Raw genomic sequence first — 22,955 nt, 5'->3', positions numbered from 1 at the left:
CCTTTTTTCACGCCCCCGCCGTTTAGCCATCATAACGGCGCGATCTGTGAATTTTACCGACACGCCATGTCGCACCTCTTCTTCACAAAAATGATCCCATTTCCAATGCCTGGAAATGTTGCTGAAAACAGAACGCGGTATAACCGGCTTCCTGGATCTACTTATTCTTCATCACGTTTCTATAGGCCTCAGCAAACTTTTCCTGTTTTTCAAAATAACGGCCGCCATCAATTACGCGCGGATCACCGGTTGCCCGGAGTTCGGTCATCAGCTTTTTCTCCAGCTTATCCATCACTTCACGGTATTCAGGCTGCTGAGCCACATTATTCATCTGGTGCGGATCCTTTTTCAGATCATAGAGTTCCAGACGCGGACGCTTACCGAAGGAGCGTTCGAAATACGGTTTACAGGCCGGATCGTCCCGGTGCGTCACCATCCAGGCTTTCGTCGGACCGGCATCCCAATCGGCCAGCGTTGCTTTGGTCTTTTTAGCCAACTCCCCGGCCGTGGGCTCCTCTGCACCATCCAGCCGAACCGGATCGCCCATGGGATAGCGGCCAGGCTCAAAATTAATGATAAACAGATAATCCCGGGTACGGATGGCGCGCTGCGGATAAGGCAGGTTTCCCGCACGGGCGGACGGAACATGCCGTTCCCGGCCGATATAAACCTGCGTGCGCGTCGGGTCGACCCTCCCCGATTTTTCCGACTTCAGCACCGGCCACAGCGATTTCGCCGTCATCACTTCCGGAACCTCCACGTTACCGGCCTCCAGAAACGTCGGGGCCAGATCCGGCAGCGAAACAAAGTCTTCCACCAGACGTCCTCCTTTGATCCCCGGACCGGAAAAAACCAGCGGCACGCGGGAACCGAAATCATAGAGGTTACACTTTCCCTGCGGAAAACCGGGGGCACCGTGATCACCCGAAACGGCAATAATCGTATTTTCGTATTCCCCGATTCGTTTCAGTTCATCCACAAAAACACCAATGGCCATATCGAAAGCCATCACCTGCCCGAAATAATCGGCAAGGTCTTCGCGTACTTCCGGCACATCGGGCAGATACGGAGGCATTTTTCCTTTCAGTGCATCCGGATCAAGCCCCCACTGGGCCGCTCCGGAACCTTTAACCCAGGAACGGTGTGTGGTTGTGGGCCCGAACCAGAAACAGAACGGTTTACCCTCTTCGCGGGCATCCAGAAAATCCCGGAAGTTACGGCGGACCTGATCCATCACCTCCTGTTTCACCTCTTCAGCAGGAATCCCGTTCTTCATTGCTGCCGCAACCGGATAGGAAATGTTACAGATCGACCGCCCGGCATGATTATATTTATTCCGCTCCCCGCCATACGGCGCATCCGCCGGGGCACCCGGCCCCCAGACCTTATTGGAAAATCCGATATGATACCCCGCCTGCTCCAGCAGCAGAGGATACGACGGAATAGAATCATCCCAGGCGCTCGTCAACACTGCACCGGTCTTCGTACGCCAGAAATGCTGACCGGAAAGCAAAGAACTCCGACAGGGTGTACAGGACGGCGCACTGACATAAGCATGATTAAACAGCACGCCCTCCCGGGCCAGCCGATCAAAATGCGGAGTCCGGATAATCTCATTCATCGTTCCCGGACCGTCAATCTCAGCATAAACACCGGCATGCCGACCCCAGTCATCCGCAAAGAGAAACAGGAGATTCGGCCGTTCGGCCGCAAACGCAGTCGCCGTTCCGAGCAAAAGGATGCTTAACCCTCGATTCATCATTCTTCTCCTTGTTCCTGATTCTATATTCACTGCACCACTTTATTCAGCATCTGAAGATCAACCCGTCACTCACATTACGCCGAGCCCATAAAACAGAAGACCGATTCAATTTATTTCTGAGCGGCATATGCTTCCATTCTCTTCTCTGCCCCTCTGCGCATGGCCATTGCTTTTTTCAGCTCAACCGCCTTATTTACAACGGCCGCTTTTTTATCTCTGACATTGTCCGCATCACCGATAACCGTTCCGGCTTTGTAGCGCTTAAGCAAATCACGCCCCTCGTCACTGTCAGCGATAACAGGAAGTGAGGCATCAGCACTCTCCAAATAAGTATCGATCATTTTATCCAATTCATTTACCCGTTCCGGAAAGACGGCCGACAGATCCTTCTGCTCCTGCGGATCTTCATCCAGATTAAACAAACAATACCGTCCCGCCGCATCGTTATAATACCGGATCAGCTTCCACCCGTTGGAAATTACAATCGAATGAGGAGATGAATTTCTTGAATAATGCGGATAATGAAAATAAAGCGGCCGTTCCGGAAGTTTAGCCCCTCCGGTCATTTCCCCCATCAGGCTCATTCCATCCAATGCATAATCCGGATCCGGCTGTTCACCCGCCACATTCAAAAAAGTGGGATACAGATCTACGCCGGTCACCCGGGTAGAATTGACCTGCCCGGGCGGAATCTTTTCAGGCCAGTGCGCCAGCAGCGGCACCCGGTATCCCCCTTCATAAGAGAAGCCTTTTCCGCCCATCAAAGGATAGTTCGATGTGCCGCCGCAGCCGCCATTATCACTGGTAAAAATAAGCAGCGTATTTTCCAGGAGATCAAAGCGGATCAGTTGCTCCACTATCTTTCCGACACTGTCATCCAGAGCTTCGACCATCGATGCATACTTCGGATTGTTCTGATCCGTTTTCACCTTCTTCTCATATTTACCAACCAGCTCTTTCTTACCAACAAAAGGGCCATGGGTCAGATAACTGTGATAGCTGAGAAAAAAAGGTCTGTCTTTGTTCGCTGCAATAAAATCGCATACCGTTTCAGCATACAGATCCTCACGCCAGTCCCCTTTTTTCGCATGCGGCAAATTCACCAGATCGGTCAGGTTTTTTATGTAATGGTCAGCAAACTCGACATCGATATTCCTGTAATATCCCGCCGCCATATCATACCCGCGCTGCTCCGGCCGATACCCGTCCAGAATTCCAATATGCCACTTTCCAATAAAGCCTGTGGTGTAGCCGGATTTCTGCAACCGTTCAGAAATAAGAACCGCCTCGCTGCCGAGCGTATGCCGGTGTTTACCTTCCAATGTCTGATTACCGACACCAAGCTGTTTGCTGACCTCAAAGAGGCGATCATCCGGAGCACTTTTCGATTTATACACTGTCGTGAATTTATTGCGTGCCGGCGTTCGCCCGCTCAACACCGCTCCACGGGAAGGTGCGCATACCGGAGCCGGAGCATACGCCTGCGTAAATCGGATTCCGTTGGCGGCCAGTGCATCAAGATTCGGCGTCTCATAATATGCACTGCCCGTGCATCCGAGATCCTTCCACCCCAGATCATCCGCAAAAATCATAATGATATTCGGTTGGGACGCCGCTTCCGCCTGCAAACTCCCGCTCAGTACAGCGCACCCTATGACGACAGCTGCTTTCACTGCATATTTATTCATCAATTCATGCCTCTGAACCATTTCACCTTTACCGGAACGGCATCGGGAATGCACCTACGACGACGGCTGGATCGTGGCGTCGAATGCATCCATCTGTTTTTTCAGTTCTTCCACTTTTTCGGGATATGCGCTGTAGAGATTGTTCCTCTCCGCCGGATCATCCTTCAGATTAAAAAGCATCGGTTTAAAATTGCGCGGCTTCATATTTTTTCTGAATTTCGACAGGTCCCGATCACCTTTGTAGAGAAACTTCCAGTCACCCACGCGAATACCGTCCATATCCGGCAGGTTGGCTTCATAATAATAGATTTCATGACGTGGCGATTTCGTGGTTTCTCCCGACAGCAATCTGCGGACATCATATCCGTCGTAAATGCGGTCTTTCGGAAGCGCGGCACCGGCATATGCGGCAAGCGTCGGGAAAAGGTCCAAAGTCGATACCATTTCATCACACACCATACCGGCCGGAACCTCTCCGGGAGCCCAGATCACCGTCGGCACCCGCAGCCCGCCTTCAAACGTCTGGAACTTTTTGCCCCGCAGCGGTCCCGCCGAACCGGCCTCGGGACCGCCCATTCCGGCCGGCCCGTTGTCCGACGTATAAATCACGAAGGTCTCTTTATCCAGTCCCGTCTCCTTCAGCGCTTTAATGACTTCACCGACACTCCAGTCAATCTCCTGAATGCAGTCGCTGTATAAATCCGCCCCGCTGCCTTTAAACGGCTCCGATGTATATATCGGTCGATGCGGCATGGAATGCGCCAAATAAAGGAAAAACGGCTTTTCTTTATTTTCATGAATAAACTGCACCGCTTCTTCGGTATACCGCTTGGTCAGTTGCGTCTGATCAACCGGATATTCAATCACTTCATGACCGCGCATCAGCGGCATGGTGCCTTTATATTCCTGATATTTTTTCAGATACAGCTTCAGATCGTTTTGCAGCATTTCCTGCGTATAGCCGTTATTCAGTTTCAAATTCGGCGAAAATTTAAGCTCGGCCGCAATCGTCATGTCATTGCTGTATGGAAGCCCAAACCACGAATCAAACCCCTGATTCAACGGCAGGTATTTCTGCATATGCCCCAAATGCCATTTCCCGATAATTCCGGTAGTGTATCCTTTTTCTTTCAGCAGTTCCGCCAGCGTAATCTCCGAAGGCGGCATACCTTCCGAACCGCGAAATGGCGAGAGCACCCGCGGCACTCCGGCCCGCTTCGGCATCCGGCCGGTCAGCAGACCGGCCCGTGACGGCGTGCAGACCGACGACGCCGTATAAAACTGCGTCATCCGCATCCCTTCACGGGCCAGCTGATCTATATTCGGCGATTCAATCCGTTTTGATCCGAAACAGCTCAGATCTTCATAGCCCTGATCATCCGCCAGAATGATGACAAAGTTTTTCGGGGCGGCCATTACACTCAAGGTGAGGCTAGACAGTACCAACACAGCCATTAAGTTCTTTACCTGGGTTATCTTCATTCTGTTCTCCATCCTCGAAAAATCCATTTTCTCATTTTCGAATAGAATACGCCGAAGATCGTGCCCAGTAATCAGCCAAAAGAAATAGAATCATCACAATTCCACAGTTTCAATATTGCGTCTTTTACCACCAACGCCTCTCAGGCAGTCGGGTTTTCAGCTTTTTTTCAAGGTCCACAGCAACTTCGGGGTATTGCGACACAACGTTACGGGTCTCTTTTTCCGCAGAATGGTGATCGTACAGTTCCTTCTGGCCGTCTGGGTGAAGCACCAGACGGTACCGCTTCGTACGAATGCTCTGGACCTCCCGCCAATAGGCAATCGCCGAGCGTCCCTTTATGTCCGGATCCATCAGTTGCGGCACCAACGAGGCTCCTTCAACAAAGCCGGGAATCTCGAGCCCCGCCAGTTCGCAGACCGTCGGAAATAGATCCAGTGTTTCTACAATCGCGTTGGATGGTTTTCCGGGCTCTTTCACTTCAGGGCTTACGACGATCAGCGGAGAATGAAGTCCTTCGTCAAAGAGGTTGTGCTTACCCCAGATATGATGTTCACCGAGATTCCAGCCGTGATCGCCCCACACCACGATCACCGTATTTTTATCGGCACCGGTTTCTTTCAGCTTTGCGACCAGGCGACCAATCTGTGCATCGGCATAGCTTACGCAGGCCGCATAATGACGCCGGACGTCGTCGGCAAAATCAGGATCGGTTCGGGGATCTCTGTCCCACCGGTCATACCGCATGAATTCGTCCGACTCATACCACGTCGACAACCCCTCCGGCTTTTCCGGATGCGCGATCGGCGGGAGTTCAACCCCTTCATATAAATCCAAATATTTTTTTGGCGCTCCAAACGGCAGGTGCGGCTTAATCAGACCAACGGCCAGAAAGAACGGTTTTTCTGAATCAGATGCCAAGTCATCCAGCTTCTGCAGCGCATCATCGGTAATGAGGCCATCGTGATAGATATCATCCGGTCCTTCCACTGCTTCAAAGACATGCAATGATCCTTTAACCAATTTATGCGTCGCCCCATGAGCCAATCCATGCATTGCGCCCTTGGGGGTCAGCCATGGGCCAACCGGCATTATCACCTCATCCCAGGCTCGGGGCATTTCGATTATATTCGGATCATTAAATTCCTTACCGCCCAGCCCGCCGGGGGTATGCGATACTTTGCCAATCGATACCGCTGTATATCCATTTATCCGAAACCATTCCGGCATACTCGGCGGTACCACTTCATCGCCCTTAGCCATTTTCTTCGACCGCGCCCATAGCGCATGATTTCCTGTCGCGCCGTACCGCCCCGTCAGCATGGTATAGCGAGATGCCCCGCAAGTGGGCGCATTAGCGAAATGACGATTAAATGTCCGGCCCTGCGCAGCCAGCCGATCCATATTCGGCGTAATCGCAAAGCTCATGCCGATGGAATCCCCATCCATACGCAAATCATCCACACAGAGCAGTAGCACATTGGGTTTATGCACCTGTGCTGCAACCGATAAAGCCCCAAAAAAGAAGATCCTCAGCAAAGGAATCATTTTACCGGCAACGCTCCGCATCATTTCCATTCGCTCCACAGTTTTTCAGCCGATGCCATGAGTACGATTTTCGGAAATGATTTTTTCATCACATGCTCCATGAACAGGCGGTCGTGATTTAATCAGCAACAATCAGAAACTGGCCGAGCCGGCAGAACTTCCCTTCCCCCAACTGGATGACTTTTACCGTTGTGACATGCGAACCGGATTCAATTTCTTTGGTGAAGATATATTTAGACTGCTGTTTACCTGATCGGGATGCCAGATCAACGATTTGCGGCTTGCCGTTATCGGTGGTCACTTCCAGCAACACCGACCCCTTTGCATCCAGCACACCCGTGAAGCCCAGCATGAACCCGTTCCAGTTCAAAGTGAACGAATCCCCGATCCGATCGGTTTCAACCGCGGCTCCAAACTGAGGCCTCACACCATCGTTCTTATCGGTCAGATCCGCATGGATATCAACGTACTCACTCAGGTCCACCGGCTTCCACGCTCCGCTGAATTCAGCAGCTGTTATCGGCAGCATGCACGCATTTGAAAACGTTTTCTCCTTTAACGGCGGCGGAATAATATGGGGCCCGGGCGTGCCGTGGCTTTCGATCTTTTTCAGAGACCGGACGAGTACATCACGATAGATGTCATGTCCCGCCTCAATCGGATGCGTGCCGTCTTTGGAGAACAGGATTTTCCCATCCTTCGGCTTTTTACCCTGAAAGATCAGCCGGCCTTCGTTCATCTGTTTTACCACTTCGAGGCCGAACTCGATGGAGGTAATTCCATAATGATTGGCAACCGGTTCCATGGATTTTCCGGCGTTGCTTTGCTTGCCCTGCTGAATATCCGGAATCATTCCTCTGGCGATGGTGTATACGATACAAATATCGGTATTCGGATCCATTCTCCAGATCTGGGGAATCAATCCTTCAAGGGCACGGCCCTGATACGCTCCGCCGTTGTTTACCCGATACTCGATAAACACAATATCCGGATGATGGACCAGCAGATGCTCCCCGATACGACACGCCCCGAAATCCGGTCCGGTTCCCCCCATTGCCGCATTGACCTGACTGATCTCAGCATTCGGGTATTCACTTTTCAGCCAGTCCAGCAGTTTGTTTCTCCACATTCCGCCGTTCGTAATACTGCCGCCGATATAGCCGACCTTTACTTTCTCTCCGGCTTTGAGTTTCTGAAAAAAATTCGGCAGACCGTCCCGCACCCGCAACTCTTCCGTGGTCAAGGGATCATGCGAGTAAGGCTTCTGCGCAAAAAGTGACCCCGTACCGAACATAAAAATCAAACTGATTACCATGGGTTTCAATTTCATATTTCTCTCCATAAAATTAAGCAACAACTACTCATTCATCTTTAACGCAATACGTTTTTCGCACGGCGTTTTAATATCCGCAGTCCGGTGCATAAAAAGACACAGACGTGGGTTTACAGCTCTCTCACCCAGATATTCCGAAAGCGGACCTTCTGTCCATGATCCTGCAGGCGAAGCGGCATTTTTTCGGCATGCGGTTTATAGGATGGCGGTTTCGTAAAAGCGTTCGGGCCGTAAGGCTCTGTGTGATTCTGAATCAGCACGCCGTTTTGAAATACCGTCACTTTGGCCGGCGACACCAATTTGTCTTCTTTAAAGACCGGGGCTTTAAAAACGATATCAAAGCTCTGCCATTCGCCAGGAGCCTTCGAGGCGTTCACCAAAGCCGGAAACTGACCATACACCGCGCCAGCCATTCCATCGGGATAAACCGGATTTTCCCACGAATCGTGAATCTGGATTTCATACCGGTCCATCAGGAAAACGCCGCTGTTTCCCAGCCCGTGCGGTTTCGCTCCGTTTTTCGGGGGAGTCATCCATTCCAGATGAAGCTGAATATCACCAAAGGCCTGTTTGGTTACAATATGCCCCGCCCTCGGAACCACTTCCATATACCCCTTCTCAAGCGTCCATTTTACCGGACCGCCATCCTTTGACTCCCAGGCATTCATCGACGTTCCATCAAACAGAATAATGGCATCCGATGGAGCATCGGAATCGGTCTTTCCCGCAGTCACTTTTTCCGGTTGCGGCCGTTCATTATCATGCATACGCCAGCCACTCGGAAGCATAGGTTTTTCGGCACATACTGCGACGGTTGCCGCAAAAAGACTCATTAATTGAATTCTTGATCGGTTATTCATAACCAAATCCTTTTGTATAAAAGTAGAATAGCTGTTCCGCCTGCTTTCCCGCACACCGAAACAAGTCAGATGCCTCTTCAGCGATCACGTCCAAAGATCCACACCAGCATCCCAGCCTCTTCGAACCGGTTGTTTGACGTAACGATTGAGCGAAGCATCCCTGAACGTCATGCTTTCAGGATCCCAGTCACATTGTTTTCCGGTACGGCGGGCAATGCCGCCCAGACAGCACAGCTCCGTCAGTGGCACAGCATAGTCAAAGTCGGAACCAACCTTCGGCCCGCCTTTAATCGCATTGAACAGCTCGGTCACCGGACTCTTGGATTTCAGGCGCGGAATCGTAGGTTCCGGCAGTTCGGTTTTCCGGAAGCTGTACCAGTCTTTCCGGCTCATCAGAATCACCGGATTTTCCGCACGGATACCGGGATGATAGATCGTGCGCTTGGTCCCTTTAATCAGAATACCTTCATTCGGAAGCTCCAAGCCGTAATCAAAATCTTCCGGTCTTTCGGGTTTCAGACCGCCTTCATACCACTTAACCGTCAGAGGCACATGTTTTCCGCGGGCCGGATAGTTGAACTGCACAATACCTTTCGGACCCGTAACCTGATCATGAAAAACCTTCGCCTCAGCCTTGACCGAAACCGGTCCCGTCAAATCGCAGGCCCAGTAAACGGAATCCAGCAGATGACAACCGATATCGCCCATCGCTGAATTTCCGTAATCCCACCACGCACGCCATTTATTCGGCAGATAGCATTCGTTATAATCCCGATGAGGAACCGGCCCCTGCCAGTTATCCCAATCCAGCGTTTCCGGAACCGGCTGTTGCGGACGCGGAAAAGGCCCGGTCGGGGTTCCCCAGCCGGGATACGGACGCACCGTCCAGGCCTCCACTTCAACCACATCCCCCAGCAGTCCGGCATCAATCCACTCTTTGATCTGACGGATCCCGTCAAAGCAGCGGCCCTGGTTACCCATAATATTTTTCACCGCATATTTATGTGCGGCTTTCTGCAGCGTCCGCGCCTGCCAGATATCGTGGGTCAACGGTTTTTGAGTGAAGACATGCAGCCCGCGTTCCATCGCCGCCAATGTTGCCGCGAAATGCGTATGATCCGGAGTAGATACCAGCACCACATCCAGCTCTTTGTAATGCTTATCTAGCATTTTTCGAAAATCGGTATACACCGGGACTGTCGGATGTTTTTCATACGAGGGAGCAGCCCGTACCGAATCCACGTCCGCAAACGCCACAATATTCTGATTCCCGCAGGCACCGACACACATCCGGCCCATGCCACCGGCACCGATGATGCCGCAATTCAGCTTTTCATTTGCACCCAGCACCCGTCCGGGAATCAGTGATCCCGCAGTAAGTGCCGCCCCGGAAAACAGTCCTTCCCGTCTCGTCCAGTTCATATCCACCTCCGTATAAAATTTTTCAGCCGGGAAACAGAATACGCCGGACAGCACATTCCACAATCAGCCAAAAGAAATAGAAGTCAGCGGGCGCAATCAGCTTCTATTCCAGCCCGACAACGCCGCATCAGGCAGATGGTTTAGCCTATTTTTCTTTTCTGAAATATTTCTTCAGATTTTTCGGACTGGGCTTGTCATCAACGCCCGGTGCTCCATGTTCATCAAAGTAGAGATCAAACTTCGGCAGCATATCCTGCAGCATTGCATGCTCTTCGCGGTATACCTCACCGACACGTCCCCAGTTCTTAATTTCCGTAAAACTGATCAGATCATCCGGTTCGGATGAAACATCCCACCACCTGCCGCGGCCGTCTTTCATGACATTTTTACCGCGGATGAGCTGCTCTGAACCGCGGTAGCTGTAGATCCATTTCCGATGCTCGCTTTTGTTCGTGAACAGAAACGGAACCAGACTTTTTCCATTCACTTCATAGTCATCAGGAATATCGAAACCCACCAGATCGGCGACCGTCGGCATAATGTCGGTCAGGTTGGCCAGCACATCCTGCTCCCCATGCTTTTTCATTCCCGGTGCATAAATAAACAGCGGAACATGACAGCCCTTCTGACGATCCGTATTTCCTTTTCCATATCCGCTGGTGCCGTTGTCGGCGGCAACGATAATCACGGTGTTATCCGCAATACCCATCTGTTCAAGCTTCTGCTGATAGAGCCAAAGCTGATAATCAATATAGGTAACGTGGTTGTGAATCCCCGCTCCCGTTATCGTTCCATGGGTATCATATACCCCGTTATCCCCGGTGATTCGCGGCGGAATACGAGTATATTTTTTGCCATCCCATTTTACAATCGGAGTATTGGGCCACTTGCTCTTCGGCCATTGCTTATGCTCAGGATCGAGCCAATTGAACGCATCGTGCCCAAGGTGGGAAGTATGATAAATCAGGAACGGTTTGCCCTCGGCATGCGTGCGTTCCATAAAATCAAAACAGAAATCAAGCACCACATCCGGTCCGAAAGTATGCAGCCCAAACTTCTTTTGTGCCTCCGGCGTGTTGGGCCACCAGACCTGCCTTCCCGGAGCCGAAGGATGATTCATCAGACTCACATGCGGAGCCCAGTACCACCCGTTTTGATAGTAACTCTCACACGGCTTTCCCGTATCGGCATTAATCAGTATTTTTTTACCGTCCTTTTCAATCAGGCCATGCCGGAAATCTGTATAGGGATTATCCGTCGCCATATATTTACCCGGCGTGAAACATCCCTCGTCAAAACCATGAAGATCTTCGCGGCCCGACATCTGGGTCTTACCCGACCAATAGGTGCCATAGCCCGCTTTCTGCGCAACATGCCCCAACAGCAGCGGTGAGCTCACGTACACCGGCCAGTCATACACCACCTTGCCCGTTTCATCAGGACCGCGCCCTTTGTCGCCATTGTTCCACCACTTCGTGATGTGTGCATAGCGCCCGCTCATCATCATGGCGCGGCTCGGATTACACAACGTCGCCCCCCAGCAGGTCCGTATCATGCACCCGTCTTCAGCCAGCCTGTCGAGCACCGGGGTCTTTGCACGATAATTCAGATCCGAAGTATCGGAAGAATCCGGCGCCGTCCAGACCGAACTTCCATAGCTTGGAAACTCGCGTGCGCTGATATCATCAGCAAAAAAGATGATGATGTTAGGTTTCGATAGCGCCGCGTCAGCGCGCCCGGTTTTGGCGGACACACCGCCTGTAAGCACGGCGGCAACAGCCACCAGCCATGATTTTTTCATATCCAGCTCCATTTATTCTCTTCAAACATCAATTATCCGACGTTAAAAAAACGGCCGTTTCACGCAACGAAACGACTGTCCTTTGGATTAGGATCTGTCCTGCAATGATCACATAAACCCCGCTCATTCATCCGGACAGAAACACCCATACACCCGTTAAATCATCTGCAACATAGATGCAATTGACTCGATTGAGTACCTAGTCAAAAGACAGTTCGATAAAAAGCCTGCGACGGGATAAACGACCGGAATCGATTCCGGTATGTATGCATTCCTCTTCCCCATTCCATCAGACATCGCATAACCGGAAACCGAAACCCTTTATCCGGTAACCTTTTGCTAACGTCCATAAGGTGGATGATCAAACGGGACACTTTACTCAACGACAATCGGTCAAAAGAAATAGATCCCCGACATTCCGGAAGCTGAACAACATACAGGGACCCTGGATACACCTATACTATTGGTTGAATGGATCGTTTTATCCCGATGTGTACACTGTTCGATTCATCCCGCAGCATGTATCTACCCACCTGAAAATGAAACCCGAGGGTTAAATGAAAATCACAAACCGATGTATTGCACCGATTTCACTGGCCGCATTTTTCCTGTTCAGTCCGTGGACTCAGGCCCTTGAAATTTTTGTTTCTCCCACAGGAAAAAAAGAGGCCGCCGGCACAGCAGCCAATCCAACAACCCTTAGAGATGCCATTGCAAAAACATCACAGATTCTCAAAGAATCCGGACTTCCAGAGAAAGGGCTTACCATTACGCTTCAAAGCGGGATCTATCCTTACACCGAACCCTTTATTCTGAATGAAGAATTCAAAGGAACCGCACAGGCTCCGATTACCATTCGTGCGGAAGCAGGAGGCGAAGTCACGTTTGACGGGCGGGCCGACATATCTCATCCTGAAGATTTCCGGCCGGTTACTGATCCTGAAGAACGAAAACGGCTGGCTCCGAAAGCCGCGGACCAAATCCGCGTCATTACCCTCAGCGATCCGGCATTGATCCATCGGCTTTCCGAAAAAATGATGTTGAGCCTGAACTATGATGACCTCGGATTTTTACCGGCTGTTTTCCCGAATAAAGGATATGCCAAGCTGGCCACCACACCGGTGAGTGAAGAAATTTCTCCACCGGGAGTACCGCGAAGTGCCATGAACTACGGAGTACGCGCAGCCCACAAACCATACATAGAACCCGGGCGTCAGCAGGGCTGGATGGGATCTCTGGCTGAACCTCGCGGAGCACAGGCCGCCATCGAAATCGGGGAGGAATCAATGGCCGGAAGCTGGCTGCAGTGGGAATATGAATTAAAGCGGGATAACACCCGCAATGCGATGGTCGGTTTTTACGAAGCGGTATGGAAACTCAGCTCCATTCCGGTTTATGCGGTTAATGCACACCGTAAAACGCTCCATCTTTCCCGCACGTTCGCCTATGGATTCGGCTGGCTTAATAAAGACCGCGGAGGACAGCCCTTCCGGATTTTCGGTCTTCTTCCAGAACTCGATCAACCCGGTGAATGGTTTTTTGATCCGAAAACCCGACGCCTTTTTGTTTATCCACCAAAACGCATCACGGCCGACTCAAAAATCGGCCTTCCAGTAGCTTCCGGCTTTATCACTCTGAACCATACAGAACATGTTCGTATCCTTGGCCTCAATGTTCGGCATGCAGGTGCAGGAACCGTTTATCATCTCAATGGAGGACAGCACAATTTGATCGCCGGCTGCACCATTCACAGCAGTACAGCCCGTGGCCTGAGCATTCGCGGCAGACACAACGGAGTGTCCGGATGTGATTTGTATGATCTCGATGCTCATGTCAGTTTAAATGGACTGCAGACTGCACATATCAGCACGTATGAAAACACGGACTCGCGCTCGGTTGAAAACGGACAGTTGATCCCCGGAGGAAACTACGTGATCAACTGTCATTTTTATCAGAAAAAATTTGTTCACGAAAAAATCAATATTTCCATAAGCGGGGTGGGACAGATCTTTAAAAACAATCTGGTACATAACTCCATTGGTCAGGCCATGATGGTTCGGGGAAATGATCACCGCATTGAACGGAATGAATTTTTTAATATCGGTTACGAAGAAGGGGATGGCGGCGCGATCTATTCCGGCAATGACCTGACCGGTTACGGAACCGTCTATCGGCATAATTTTTTCCACCATCTTATGCGCACCCCTGGAAAACATGGCCGGGCAGGAATTCATCTGGATGATTTTCAGTCCGGAGCCACCTGCATCGGAAATATTTTTTACAAATCCTGTACTATGGGCATCTATATGAATGGAGGAGCCGGAAATACGCTGATCGGCAATGTCTTTCTGGAAGGACACACCGGTGCTTTCAACCGGGGGAACTGGGGCAGAAAAGCGTATATGCAATATCTGGATATTCAGCAAAACCCTTCCAGCAAATATGCCGGTATTAAAGAGGACTATGTCGGCCGTGCAGAAAAAGTGGTCGGGAAGCAGGGATGGAACAAGTCTCCTTGGGTTGAAAAATATCCCCTGTTCCAAAAGGTCATGAATGATGACGGCGAGTACGGCCGTCTCTGGCCAATCTACTGCACCTTTAAAAACAATATGTATTACGGAAATGTGAAAAATGAAACCGTGCTGGCCGCTTATCCCGATTCAGTGCGTAAAAAAACCATACTCGAAAACGATATACAGCTGGTCCCATCCGATTTTGTGGACTATGAAAATCTAAATCTGGCCTTTGCAACATGCCCGCAAGGCATCGATCCAATTCCCTTCAGCAGCATCGGTCTCTACCTCGATGAATACCGTCTGTCCATGCCGAATAAAAACCACTATCGCATGGCCGTAAAATCATTCTTTTCCGGAGACCGTTCCTACGAAAAAAACCGTCCGGTAAAACAATTCGATTCCGCCACTCTCATCGAAACCGGCCCCCGGGAGGTGAACCGTTAAGCGGGACTCATCTATTCTTCCAACCGCAGCAACCCGCGTTTAAAACCGATGGCAACTGCATCGGTTCGATCCACAGCCCCGAGTTTTTCACGCAGGTTCTGGATATGCACTTTGACGGTGCCCAGAGAAATTCCCAGAATCTCCGCCATGTCTTTATTGCTGTTACCGTCCGCCAGAAATTCCAGCACTTCCAGTTCACGCGGGGTTAATTCCTCCTGCTCTTTACGCTGCGCCAGTTTCTGTGCAATCCGTGCGGGGAAATAGGTGCCGCCCTGCATGACGGAATGGATGGCTTCCACGATCCCTTCCACTTCCCCCGCTTTTTTGGTGAGATAGCCGCTGACTCCGGCCTGCACCGCCCGCCAGATATCCTCTTCCGAATCGAAGACGGACAGCAGAATAACTTTCGTTCCGGGATATGCAGCAAGAATGCGGCGCGTACACGCAGCTCCATCTTCATCGGGCATCTGATAATCCATGGTGACCACATCCGGCCTCAACGCCTTAACCTGCGTAAAAGCCTCGGCCCCGTTTGCGGCCATTCCAACCGCCTCAACGCCCTCTTCCTGCGCAATAATTTCCATCAGCCCCATACGAAGCAGCAGGTTGTCGTCCACTACCAAAACAGTAATTACATCACTCATTGTCCGCTTCCTCCGCAGGCAACGTTAAAACGATTTCTGTTCCCTCGCCAATACAGCTCTTAACCTGCAGAGAACCCTTCAGCTTATTCATTCGTTCATGCATACCGAGCAATCCGAAATGCCCCGCCTTCGGCGGCAGCGCCGTATTAAATCCAACGCCGTTATCCGTCACAGAAATCATAAGCTCTTTCGGTTGATAATCCAGCACCACATCAACCGCATCGGGCCGTCCATGTCGTACCGCATTGGCAGTGGCTTCTTTCACTAATTGGAGCAGGCTTCGTTCCGTTGCATACGGCAAGCGCCGGGCCTTGCCCGTCACGTGCAGTTTCAGCGAAGCCCCGCATTCCTCCACCAGCGGCTGAAGCGATTCCCGCAAGGCATCCGCCAACCCCATCCGTTCCAGCAGACCACCCCGCAAATCCAAAATTGAGGTCCGCGCTTCATCGCTGCAGCGCGTCAGCATTTTCAGGATGAGATCAATGGCCCTTTTATTTTTTTCAGCATGAACTTCAGCCTCTTTCCGAAGATCCCGGTTCCCCTCAATCATCGATTTCACATGACACTTCAGATGATTATCCACCAGCTTTCTCAGCCCTTTTAGCTGCAGCACCGTTCCGGCCAGGCCCTGTTCCAGATTATCATGCAGTTCCCGGGCAATCCGCTGTCGCTCATTCAATAGCGTTTCCCGCTCAATCTGATTTCCAATAATGCGCGTCTGCTTTGAGACCGTCTTGCGCAACACCAGAACCCAAATAAAGAAAAGAACCGATGAACCGGCCCCCACTCCGGCAATCCATAGAACACGCGTCGTCGTCCACCAGGGCGGCGGATTCAGTACCATCACATCCTCCGCACTGCGAAGCTGCAGCTGAAGCTCTTTAACATTTCGTATCCGCCAGCGGTCGGCCGGATTCATTTTTAAATGGCAAATTCCCCTTAACCGCAGCGTTGCCCCAACCTTCCAATCCGAATCAACCTCTACGGATTCGGGCAGACGGGCTTCAATCAGATATGCGCCAGAACGGCATAACAGGGAAAGTTCTCCGGAGCCCCGATGCCCAGCCGTCGCAAAAGATTTACCCACATCAACCAGCTGCGCATCGAGTTCGATCAGATCAAAATTCAATTTAGGGTCAATCTCCCATCCCAGCGCAACCGGAACAGCTTCGATAGATTCATAATTGCTTTCCAGTACCCGAACATCACGGGCCAGAAAAGCCGGCCCGAACGGTTCCGGCTCAACCAGTCCGGCAAGCTCCACCCGGTCTCCCACCGCAAGATTCCCCGAATCCAGAACCGATGCCATAATGCAGGCCTTTTCGCCCCGAAGATAAACTTCATTTCCGACCGCATAGGTAACCGAACCATAGGTCTTTGTCGCCGTTCTGTAATTGTCCCCTGCCCGTAGCAGCTCATGAATAGGCACAGCCCGGACATTATCCAGATCCTCCGGTTCATTATCCACTTTTATACGGTCAAACGAATCGATGAAAAAAAGCAGCCCCGTAAACTGCCGTTCTTTATTAAAACGGCTTCCCGCCACCGCATTAAACCGCACCTGCCGATACATGACCTCAGAAAGTCTTTCCCGGGTTTCCGGACGATCAACAAGCTGAACCAGCAGCCGCACCCCATTCATATCCAGTTCAAGCATGATGATGGAATATTCCGGAATTATTTTACTCGAAATAAAACGTCCCCGGAGTGTCACCCAGTCACAGTCAATATTCGTGCTGTAAATCTGATACGGAAAAAAATGGCGGGCCTCTATCATCGGCCGCTCCTCAATCAGCACAATATCCTCCGCCCCGATCGACGGAGAAAAACCGCCTGCGTCCGTCACCCCGGAAACCCGGATCCACTGCCCCGGTCGAAAGTCGGAAAAGGGCAGTTTACCTTTCGGATTCTGGGCGTAAGCTCCTTTTTTTCCATCGTGAAGAAAAAGACCGGCAGATAACGGATGAACCCAAAGCACCTGCCCCTCAACCGATACCGGTTTCCCCAATGCCGCCTCTTCCGGAGACAGAGACCGCAACTTTGTGAGGGAATCAACAGCAGCATCAGCCTGGCACAGACCGCCGACCCAAAAAACGGCGGACAGAAGAAATATAAAACAGGAGAGCCGACAACGAATGATACTCATGTATCTAAGCTATACCGTTCTGTATACCGAAACAAGAATCCGCTCCGCTTAACCTGAATTCAGGCCCCGGTTCTTCCAAACGGTGTACACGCATTCGAAATAAGCACAGCCGTAATCAGTTTATTTCCATTCCTGCCAGAACTGTTCCGCCGCTTCAGCCGAGAGCGCCCCGGGCGCAATAAGGATACGGTATTTCAAAGCAAGCGTTTCTCCGGCTTTTATCGTATACGGACCATCGTGAATCACCGCCGGACTGAAATACGGCATTTTGGTGGAAACAAACCATTTGGCCGGATGGTTTAAATTATCCGGATGATCCATAAAGAGCAGCGTATCGCCATCCGCAACCGAAAACCATTCCCACGCAGCCGCAGCACGGCGGGTATCCATGCCCTTCAGACCATCGCGGTTTACAAATTCCCCCCTTGCTCCAACCTCTTTATTCATGCGCACGGAGAGTCCGGCATAGCCACCATGCGCTTTCCCATCCGGTTCGCCGGGCAGCGGTGTACGATCGAGCAGAACATCTTTTTCCAACGCCGTGAATGTGCACGACCAATCAACCATATAGACCCCTTCCGCATCGGGAGCGGAAACACTGATTGTTCGGGTTTCCGTCATGATAGGAGCGGCATCTTTGCCCGGAGCATAATCCAGTACCTGATCAATCTGAACCGCCTTGGATTTAGATATCCTTTTGGTTGTGGAAAGCAAACGGGTGTACCCCTCCCGCGGCACACCGGTGTTCCAAACCTCTTCCCAGTAATTAACGCCATTGATGAATTTCCACGAAAACCAGAGCCCTCGATGCCACGGATGATCCTTCGGACGCAGAGCGGTGAACGGCGTACCGTCTGTCGACGAAAGCGGATGAAAATAGGGCTTTCCTTCCGCCGGATCATAGTGATACGTCCACAGAACCTCTTCCCCCAGTTTCGCAGAAAGCGAATGCGGTCCCTCCTCAATTTCCACCCCGCCCAGAACAGCAATGGAACTTAGAAATAATAAAAGTACTGCTTTTTTCATCAGATCATCAACCTGTCATACGGAGCACGCATTTCGCGGTGCATCATGCTCTTTGCCCTGTCGCTGCCGATGACCATTTCTTTCGCCGGATCCCATTTCAGGATTTCGCCGGTGCGAATGCCGATGTCGCTCATATGGGAGATAATGTCGGAACGAATCGCCGAATCCAGATTTGCAATCGGCCGTTCTCTGGAGAGCACACAATCCACGAAGTTGCCCTTATGATTTTTACTGATCGGCAATCTCCGCGGCCCCGGATTTTTTGCTTTCCGGCGCAATTCTTCCGATGACGCCAAAAGTCCTTCGCGGGAAACACCGACCCAGCCATTGGTCCCGATAAATTGCGTCATATTTCCATACTTTCGCAACTGGTCGATCCCTGGAATATGTTTTGATTTCCACGCCGTATCCGTATCCATGAAATGAAGTTTAAGACCGTTTTGGTATAGGGCCTCCATATTCCATTTGAACGCCGTGTTATACAGATCGTTATAATTGATTGTTCCCGTGGTTTGATATTCGTACGGAATTCCGAGGCCTTCTTCATCGGCCCACCATTGAAGTTGATCAAGCGGATGCGCCCCCCAGCCGCCGAGGAATCCGATGGAATAATCATAATGATGATAGGCCCCATGCTGATTCATGCAGCGGTCAAAACTGTAAGGAGCAACCGGTGCCGGCCCGAGCCAAAGTTCATAGTCAAAGCCTTCCGGGACCGGAGTTTCGGTGGCATCACCACCGGCCCGTCCGCCCCACGCCCAGACATAAACCTCTTTCACATCGCCGATGTGACCGTTTAATACAATTTCAAGACCCATGCGCATGTGCTGCATCGAGCGCTGCTGCGTGCCATACTGAAAAACGCGGTTATATTCATTTTCAATACGGCGGGCGGCCAGGTTCTGTTCAATGCTGATACCCAGCGGTTTTTCGCAGTACACATCTTTGCCTGCTTTGGCTGCAGCCATGGAAAGAGGCACATGCCAATGATCCGGAGTGGCAATGCTGACAGCATCCACATCGTCACGAGCCAACAGATCCCGAAAGTCCACATACCGATCTTTTTCCGCGATCCCCCAGTTTTGCCCTCGGGCATCTCGCATATCTTTCTTCGGATCGCAAATGGCAACAATCTGCGATTTTTCATAATCCTGATACGCGCCGCCGGAACAGGCGCGGCGACCACAGGAAAGTGCTCCGATATTCACTTTATTGCTCGGAGCAACCTTTCCTTCCGCACCAAGCACCGAGGCCGGAATAATCGTGGGGAAACCCGCAGCCGCACCCAGCAGGGCTGAGGTTTTTAAAAAATTCTGTCGTGTTGTTTTCATCTTTTTTCTCCTAACCAATCCAGCCGCGCAGACGTTCCAGCGATATTTTAATATTATCCTCGCCGGCAATCTCCAGCGTGGTCGCCCCGTCGAATCCGACGGCTTTCAGTTCGTTCACGATTGCAGAAATATCAATGACACCATCGCCCAGCGGAATCACCGCCATACCACAGCCGAATTCCTTTCCGCGTTTTTCCACCCACTCTTCCGGCATATCTTTCCAATGCACATGTTTGATTCGTGTGCCGAAACGTTTAATAAAGTCGATCGGCTCCCCGCCACCAAGCCAGCTGTTGCCGGTATCGAGGCAGATGCCCACCGTGTCTTCATGCCCCAGTTTTTCGAGCAGTTTTTCCATCTGGTCCACATGATCCGTCACGATGCCGTGCGGCTCAATCAGCAGTTTAACGCCCAGCTCTTCCGCCCATTGGATCGGAACATGCAGACGTTCGATAATGGCAAAAATGCGCTCTTCCGACGAGAGGTTTCTGCCAAATTCAGTTTTCGGATCACCTTCGGTGGTAATGACGTGATCAATGCCGCATTCGGCCGCAAGCCGGATCGCTTTAATGATTTGATGGGTGGAATAGATCTCCGGCGAAACAGGATCCAGCAGATTGGCGTGGGCGCAGAATGCCGTCAGCTCAATCCCGGCATCGGCGGCCATTTTCCTGATTGCTGCGGGATGTGAATCCAGGCTCACGGTTTCGGCAAAGCCGTATTCAGCCCCCAGGCTCCCTCCATCGTGGTTGTCTGTAACGTCGGCATAATCGACGCCCATCGCCTTAATCAGCTTCAGCTGTTCCGCCACCGGCAGAAACGGCTGTACGAGAGCAAAGCATCCTATCTTCATTTCAGGCTCCTTTTCCAATGATTGGAAGAAGTTAACGCAGAAGTTGAGCTCCGTCGTTCCGATCCCTGCAGTGAAGGATATTAAACATTTAACAGCTTGTGCTTATACGTCATTTGTCCTATAAATAATGCCAGATGACAGGAGGTCCTGATGAAAGAACCTGTAATATATCCCACGGCAGAAGATAATCGCGTCTTGATGGTTGAAGAACCCGCCGCCCTTTTCGGCCGGGTGGAAAGCCGGGAACAGGTGATCCGTAAAATTAAAAAAGGCCTGCCGGCGGCCAGTTTTGAAAAACTGCGTGCCGAATTCGGTGTAACCGCCGCCGAACTGGCTGCCACACTGAACATCAATATGCGCACCCTTGCCCGCCGGAAACAGAGCGGCCGGCTGGATGTCGATGAATCAGAACGGGTCTACCGCCTCGCGCGCCTCTTCCAAATCGGCCTGAATCTTTTCCAGGACACGGAACTGACGCGTCGCTGGTTTGCCGCTCCGAAAGAGATTTTCGGCGGGCTCACACCGCTCAATTATGCAGATACCGAGCCCGGTGCCCAGGAAGTTGAAAAACAGCTTCGGCGTATCGGTCACGGCGTCTTTTATTAAGAAACGGGGATTTCATGCAGACCTGCTGGCGACTTGTTCATTCGGCCTATCTGGCCGATGCCTTCAACGGCGAAGGTGCCCGACTGGCCGGCGGCCGCTGGAACTCGGAAGGTTTTTCCATGGTGTATACCGCCGCCTCGCTTTCCCTGTCGCTTCTGGAAATCATCGTGCACCTCGAATTCAAGGAAACGCTGAAACTCTATAAAGCCATCCCGGTCCGGGTTCCTGAAAAAAAGATCGAAGCGATCGATCCCGCCGCCCTTCCAGCCGGATGGAATACACCGCTTCCTCACCCCGCCACACTGCTGACGGGGAACAACTGGCTGCGCAACCAAACCTCGCCGGCGCTTCGGGTTCCGAGTGCCATCGTTCCCATTGAATCAAACATCCTGCTGAATCCGGCTCATCCGGATTTCCAGAGTCTGGAAATCGGCGAGCCTATAGATCTTCCGGTCGATCCACGTGTGATGGACAAACTCAAATAAGCCGGTATAAAAAGGAGTATGGCTCAGCAACATGCTCCAATTTACCGGGAACAGGGAAAAACCTATCACGCCGATTCCTGCGATCCGCTGATCGAGGCCGTCAACAGCGGCGAACTCGAACTTGCGGCACTGGGCCGCGGCAACTATCCCGGCGAACCGATTCCCGGCTCCATCCTTCCCGGATTACGCTCATTGGGCTACTGGGATGCCAAACAGCAGCAACACTGGGGACTCCCCTGGCACCGGAATGAGGGCATCGAACTCAGCTTTCTCGAAACCGGCTCGATGCCGTTCTCCGTCGATAACCGGGAACTCACCCTCACCCCCGGCGATTTTTCCATCACCCGCCCCTGGCAGCCGCATCGGCTTGGACGTCCAAACATTGGAATTGGAAAACTGAACTGGATCATCATCGACGTCGGCGTACGCCAGCCTCATCAGGAATGGAAATGGCCGGACTGGCTGGTTATTTTGCCGGATGACCTCGAAGAACTGACCACCTGTCTGCGGGAGAACGAACAGCCCGTCTGGAATGCCGGCGATGAAATTCGCGACTGTTTTCGTCAGATCGGCACCACGATCCGCGACCGTAAAAGTCTGTCGCGCCTGACCGTCTTTACCAACGAACTGCTGCTTCATCTCCTCGACCTTTTCCGCGAGCAGAAGGTTTCCAGAACCAAATCGCTCACCGACGCCCAACGCAGTGTTGAACTGTTTTTAGAATCCCTCAAGGCCAGCTTCTCCGATGAATGGACGCTGGAAGCAATGGCCGAAAGCTGCGGACTCGGGGTCACACGGTTTGTGCACTATTGCAGGCAGATCACCAACCGAACCCCGCAGCAGTATCTGAACCTGCTCCGGCTCGAAGCCGCGGCTCAACTGCTGAAAACGGATAAAAGCATTATCCAGATCGCCATGGACTGCGGCTTCTCAACCAGCCAGTACTTTGCCACGTCGTTTAAAAAACGGTACGGCAGAACCCCGCGCGAATTCCGAAAGGCACTCTGAAC

Annotated in this window: 17 protein-coding genes; 4 read left to right on the top strand and 13 right to left on the bottom strand. The window is 51.7% G+C overall.

The genetic code is table 11. From position 1 onward, the window contains the following. Positions 1–157 precede the first annotated feature (157 nt). The 8 genes from P9H32_RS09050 to P9H32_RS09015 form a co-directional block, all read right to left on the bottom strand. Positions 158–1,762, bottom strand: coding sequence for a sulfatase family protein (locus P9H32_RS09050; protein WP_322608577.1), 1,605 nt, complete (start codon positions 1,760–1,762; stop codon positions 158–160). A gap of 110 nt (positions 1,763–1,872) precedes the next feature. Next, positions 1,873–3,450 carry a sulfatase gene (locus P9H32_RS09045; RefSeq protein ID WP_322608576.1) on the bottom strand — a complete coding sequence of 526 codons (1,578 nt, stop codon included), beginning with the start codon at positions 3,448–3,450 and terminating at the stop codon, positions 1,873–1,875. Positions 3,451–3,504: 54 nt separating this feature from the next. Next, positions 3,505–4,932, bottom strand: a complete 1,428-nt coding sequence (locus P9H32_RS09040) for a sulfatase family protein (RefSeq protein ID WP_322608575.1) — start codon at positions 4,930–4,932, stop codon at positions 3,505–3,507. 124 nt (positions 4,933–5,056) lie between these two features. After that, a complete protein-coding gene (locus P9H32_RS09035; protein WP_322608574.1) occupies positions 5,057–6,502 on the bottom strand; it encodes a sulfatase in 1,446 nt (481 codons plus the stop codon). 94 nt (positions 6,503–6,596) lie between these two features. Then, positions 6,597–7,808 (bottom strand): SGNH/GDSL hydrolase family protein, encoded by a 1,212-nt coding sequence (locus P9H32_RS09030; RefSeq protein ID WP_322608573.1) that lies wholly within the window; start codon positions 7,806–7,808, stop codon positions 6,597–6,599. 113 nt (positions 7,809–7,921) lie between these two features. After that, positions 7,922–8,671, bottom strand: a complete 750-nt coding sequence (locus P9H32_RS09025) for a 3-keto-disaccharide hydrolase (protein ID WP_322608572.1) — start codon at positions 8,669–8,671, stop codon at positions 7,922–7,924. An 84-nt stretch (positions 8,672–8,755) separates the two neighbouring features. Then, positions 8,756–10,093 carry a Gfo/Idh/MocA family protein gene (locus tag P9H32_RS09020; protein ID WP_322608571.1) on the bottom strand — a complete coding sequence of 446 codons (1,338 nt, stop codon included), beginning with the start codon at positions 10,091–10,093 and terminating at the stop codon, positions 8,756–8,758. Between the two features lie 145 nt (positions 10,094–10,238). Continuing rightward, positions 10,239–11,894 (bottom strand): sulfatase-like hydrolase/transferase, encoded by a 1,656-nt coding sequence (locus P9H32_RS09015; protein ID WP_322608570.1) that lies wholly within the window; start codon positions 11,892–11,894, stop codon positions 10,239–10,241. 557 nt (positions 11,895–12,451) lie between these two features. On the opposite strand from P9H32_RS09015, the gene P9H32_RS09010 reads away from it, so the two are divergent. Then, positions 12,452–14,854: a right-handed parallel beta-helix repeat-containing protein gene (locus P9H32_RS09010; RefSeq protein ID WP_322608569.1), complete on the top strand. Its 2,403-nt coding sequence runs from the start codon at positions 12,452–12,454 to the stop codon at positions 14,852–14,854. A gap of 11 nt (positions 14,855–14,865) precedes the next feature. Here P9H32_RS09010 and P9H32_RS09005 read toward each other — a convergent pair whose 3' ends face one another. The 5 genes from P9H32_RS09005 to P9H32_RS08985 form a co-directional block, all read right to left on the bottom strand. Continuing rightward, the gene (locus P9H32_RS09005; RefSeq protein WP_322608568.1) at positions 14,866–15,498 is read right to left on the bottom strand and encodes a response regulator transcription factor; all 633 of its coding nucleotides are present in this window, start codon (positions 15,496–15,498) and stop codon (positions 14,866–14,868) included. Continuing rightward, a complete protein-coding gene (locus P9H32_RS09000; protein ID WP_322608567.1) occupies positions 15,491–17,644 on the bottom strand; it encodes a sensor histidine kinase in 2,154 nt (717 codons plus the stop codon). Before P9H32_RS09000 ends, P9H32_RS09005 begins: the two co-directional genes overlap by 8 nt. Positions 17,645–17,764: 120 nt before the next feature. After that, on the bottom strand, positions 17,765–18,670 hold the full coding sequence (locus P9H32_RS08995; RefSeq protein ID WP_322608566.1) for a DUF6807 domain-containing protein: 906 nt from the start codon (positions 18,668–18,670) through the stop codon (positions 17,765–17,767). After that, on the bottom strand, positions 18,670–20,001 hold the full coding sequence (locus P9H32_RS08990; protein WP_322608565.1) for a Gfo/Idh/MocA family protein: 1,332 nt from the start codon (positions 19,999–20,001) through the stop codon (positions 18,670–18,672). Before P9H32_RS08990 ends, P9H32_RS08995 begins: the two co-directional genes overlap by 1 nt. A 10-nt stretch (positions 20,002–20,011) precedes the next feature. Continuing rightward, positions 20,012–20,854 (bottom strand): sugar phosphate isomerase/epimerase family protein, encoded by an 843-nt coding sequence (locus P9H32_RS08985; RefSeq protein ID WP_322608564.1) that lies wholly within the window; start codon positions 20,852–20,854, stop codon positions 20,012–20,014. Between the two features lie 150 nt (positions 20,855–21,004). Here P9H32_RS08985 and P9H32_RS08980 point away from each other — a divergent pair, with 150 nt between their 5' ends. From P9H32_RS08980 to P9H32_RS08970, 3 genes are read left to right on the top strand one after another with little or no spacing between them, the layout of a single operon-like run. After that, complete coding sequence (locus P9H32_RS08980; RefSeq protein ID WP_322608563.1) at positions 21,005–21,460, top strand: Xre family toxin-antitoxin system antitoxin; 456 nt, start codon at positions 21,005–21,007, stop codon at positions 21,458–21,460. 14 nt (positions 21,461–21,474) lie between these two features. Continuing rightward, positions 21,475–21,945, top strand: coding sequence for an RES family NAD+ phosphorylase (locus P9H32_RS08975; RefSeq protein WP_322608562.1), 471 nt, complete (start codon positions 21,475–21,477; stop codon positions 21,943–21,945). 18 nt (positions 21,946–21,963) lie between these two features. Continuing rightward, positions 21,964–22,953: an AraC family transcriptional regulator gene (locus P9H32_RS08970; protein ID WP_322608561.1), complete on the top strand. Its 990-nt coding sequence runs from the start codon at positions 21,964–21,966 to the stop codon at positions 22,951–22,953. The last annotated feature ends 2 nt before the right edge of the window (positions 22,954–22,955 follow it).

This window comes from Pontiella agarivorans (genome assembly GCF_034531395.1).
Lineage (GTDB): Bacteria > Verrucomicrobiota > Kiritimatiellia > Kiritimatiellales > Pontiellaceae > Pontiella > Pontiella agarivorans.
The sequence above is the reverse complement of the archived record's forward strand: the minus strand, read 5'-3'. Positions and strand labels throughout refer to the sequence as shown.

Coding starts and splice junctions, on each gene's coding strand:
- P9H32_RS09050 (WP_322608577.1), bottom strand. CDS start 1,762: ATGATGAATCGAGGGTTAAGCATCCTTTTGCTCGGAACGGCGACTGCG.
- P9H32_RS09045 (WP_322608576.1), bottom strand. CDS start 3,450: ATGAATAAATATGCAGTGAAAGCAGCTGTCGTCATAGGGTGCGCTGTA.
- P9H32_RS09040 (WP_322608575.1), bottom strand. CDS start 4,932: ATGAAGATAACCCAGGTAAAGAACTTAATGGCTGTGTTGGTACTGTCT.
- P9H32_RS09035 (WP_322608574.1), bottom strand. CDS start 6,502: ATGATGCGGAGCGTTGCCGGTAAAATGATTCCTTTGCTGAGGATCTTC.
- P9H32_RS09030 (WP_322608573.1), bottom strand. CDS start 7,808: ATGAAATTGAAACCCATGGTAATCAGTTTGATTTTTATGTTCGGTACG.
- P9H32_RS09025 (WP_322608572.1), bottom strand. CDS start 8,671: ATGAATAACCGATCAAGAATTCAATTAATGAGTCTTTTTGCGGCAACC.
- P9H32_RS09020 (WP_322608571.1), bottom strand. CDS start 10,093: ATGAACTGGACGAGACGGGAAGGACTGTTTTCCGGGGCGGCACTTACT.
- P9H32_RS09015 (WP_322608570.1), bottom strand. CDS start 11,894: ATGAAAAAATCATGGCTGGTGGCTGTTGCCGCCGTGCTTACAGGCGGT.
- P9H32_RS09010 (WP_322608569.1), top strand. CDS start 12,452: ATGAAAATCACAAACCGATGTATTGCACCGATTTCACTGGCCGCATTT.
- P9H32_RS09005 (WP_322608568.1), bottom strand. CDS start 15,498: ATGAGTGATGTAATTACTGTTTTGGTAGTGGACGACAACCTGCTGCTT.
- P9H32_RS09000 (WP_322608567.1), bottom strand. CDS start 17,644: ATGAGTATCATTCGTTGTCGGCTCTCCTGTTTTATATTTCTTCTGTCC.
- P9H32_RS08995 (WP_322608566.1), bottom strand. CDS start 18,670: ATGAAAAAAGCAGTACTTTTATTATTTCTAAGTTCCATTGCTGTTCTG.
- P9H32_RS08990 (WP_322608565.1), bottom strand. CDS start 20,001: ATGAAAACAACACGACAGAATTTTTTAAAAACCTCAGCCCTGCTGGGT.
- P9H32_RS08985 (WP_322608564.1), bottom strand. CDS start 20,854: ATGAAGATAGGATGCTTTGCTCTCGTACAGCCGTTTCTGCCGGTGGCG.
- P9H32_RS08980 (WP_322608563.1), top strand. CDS start 21,005: ATGAAAGAACCTGTAATATATCCCACGGCAGAAGATAATCGCGTCTTG.
- P9H32_RS08975 (WP_322608562.1), top strand. CDS start 21,475: ATGCAGACCTGCTGGCGACTTGTTCATTCGGCCTATCTGGCCGATGCC.
- P9H32_RS08970 (WP_322608561.1), top strand. CDS start 21,964: ATGGCTCAGCAACATGCTCCAATTTACCGGGAACAGGGAAAAACCTAT.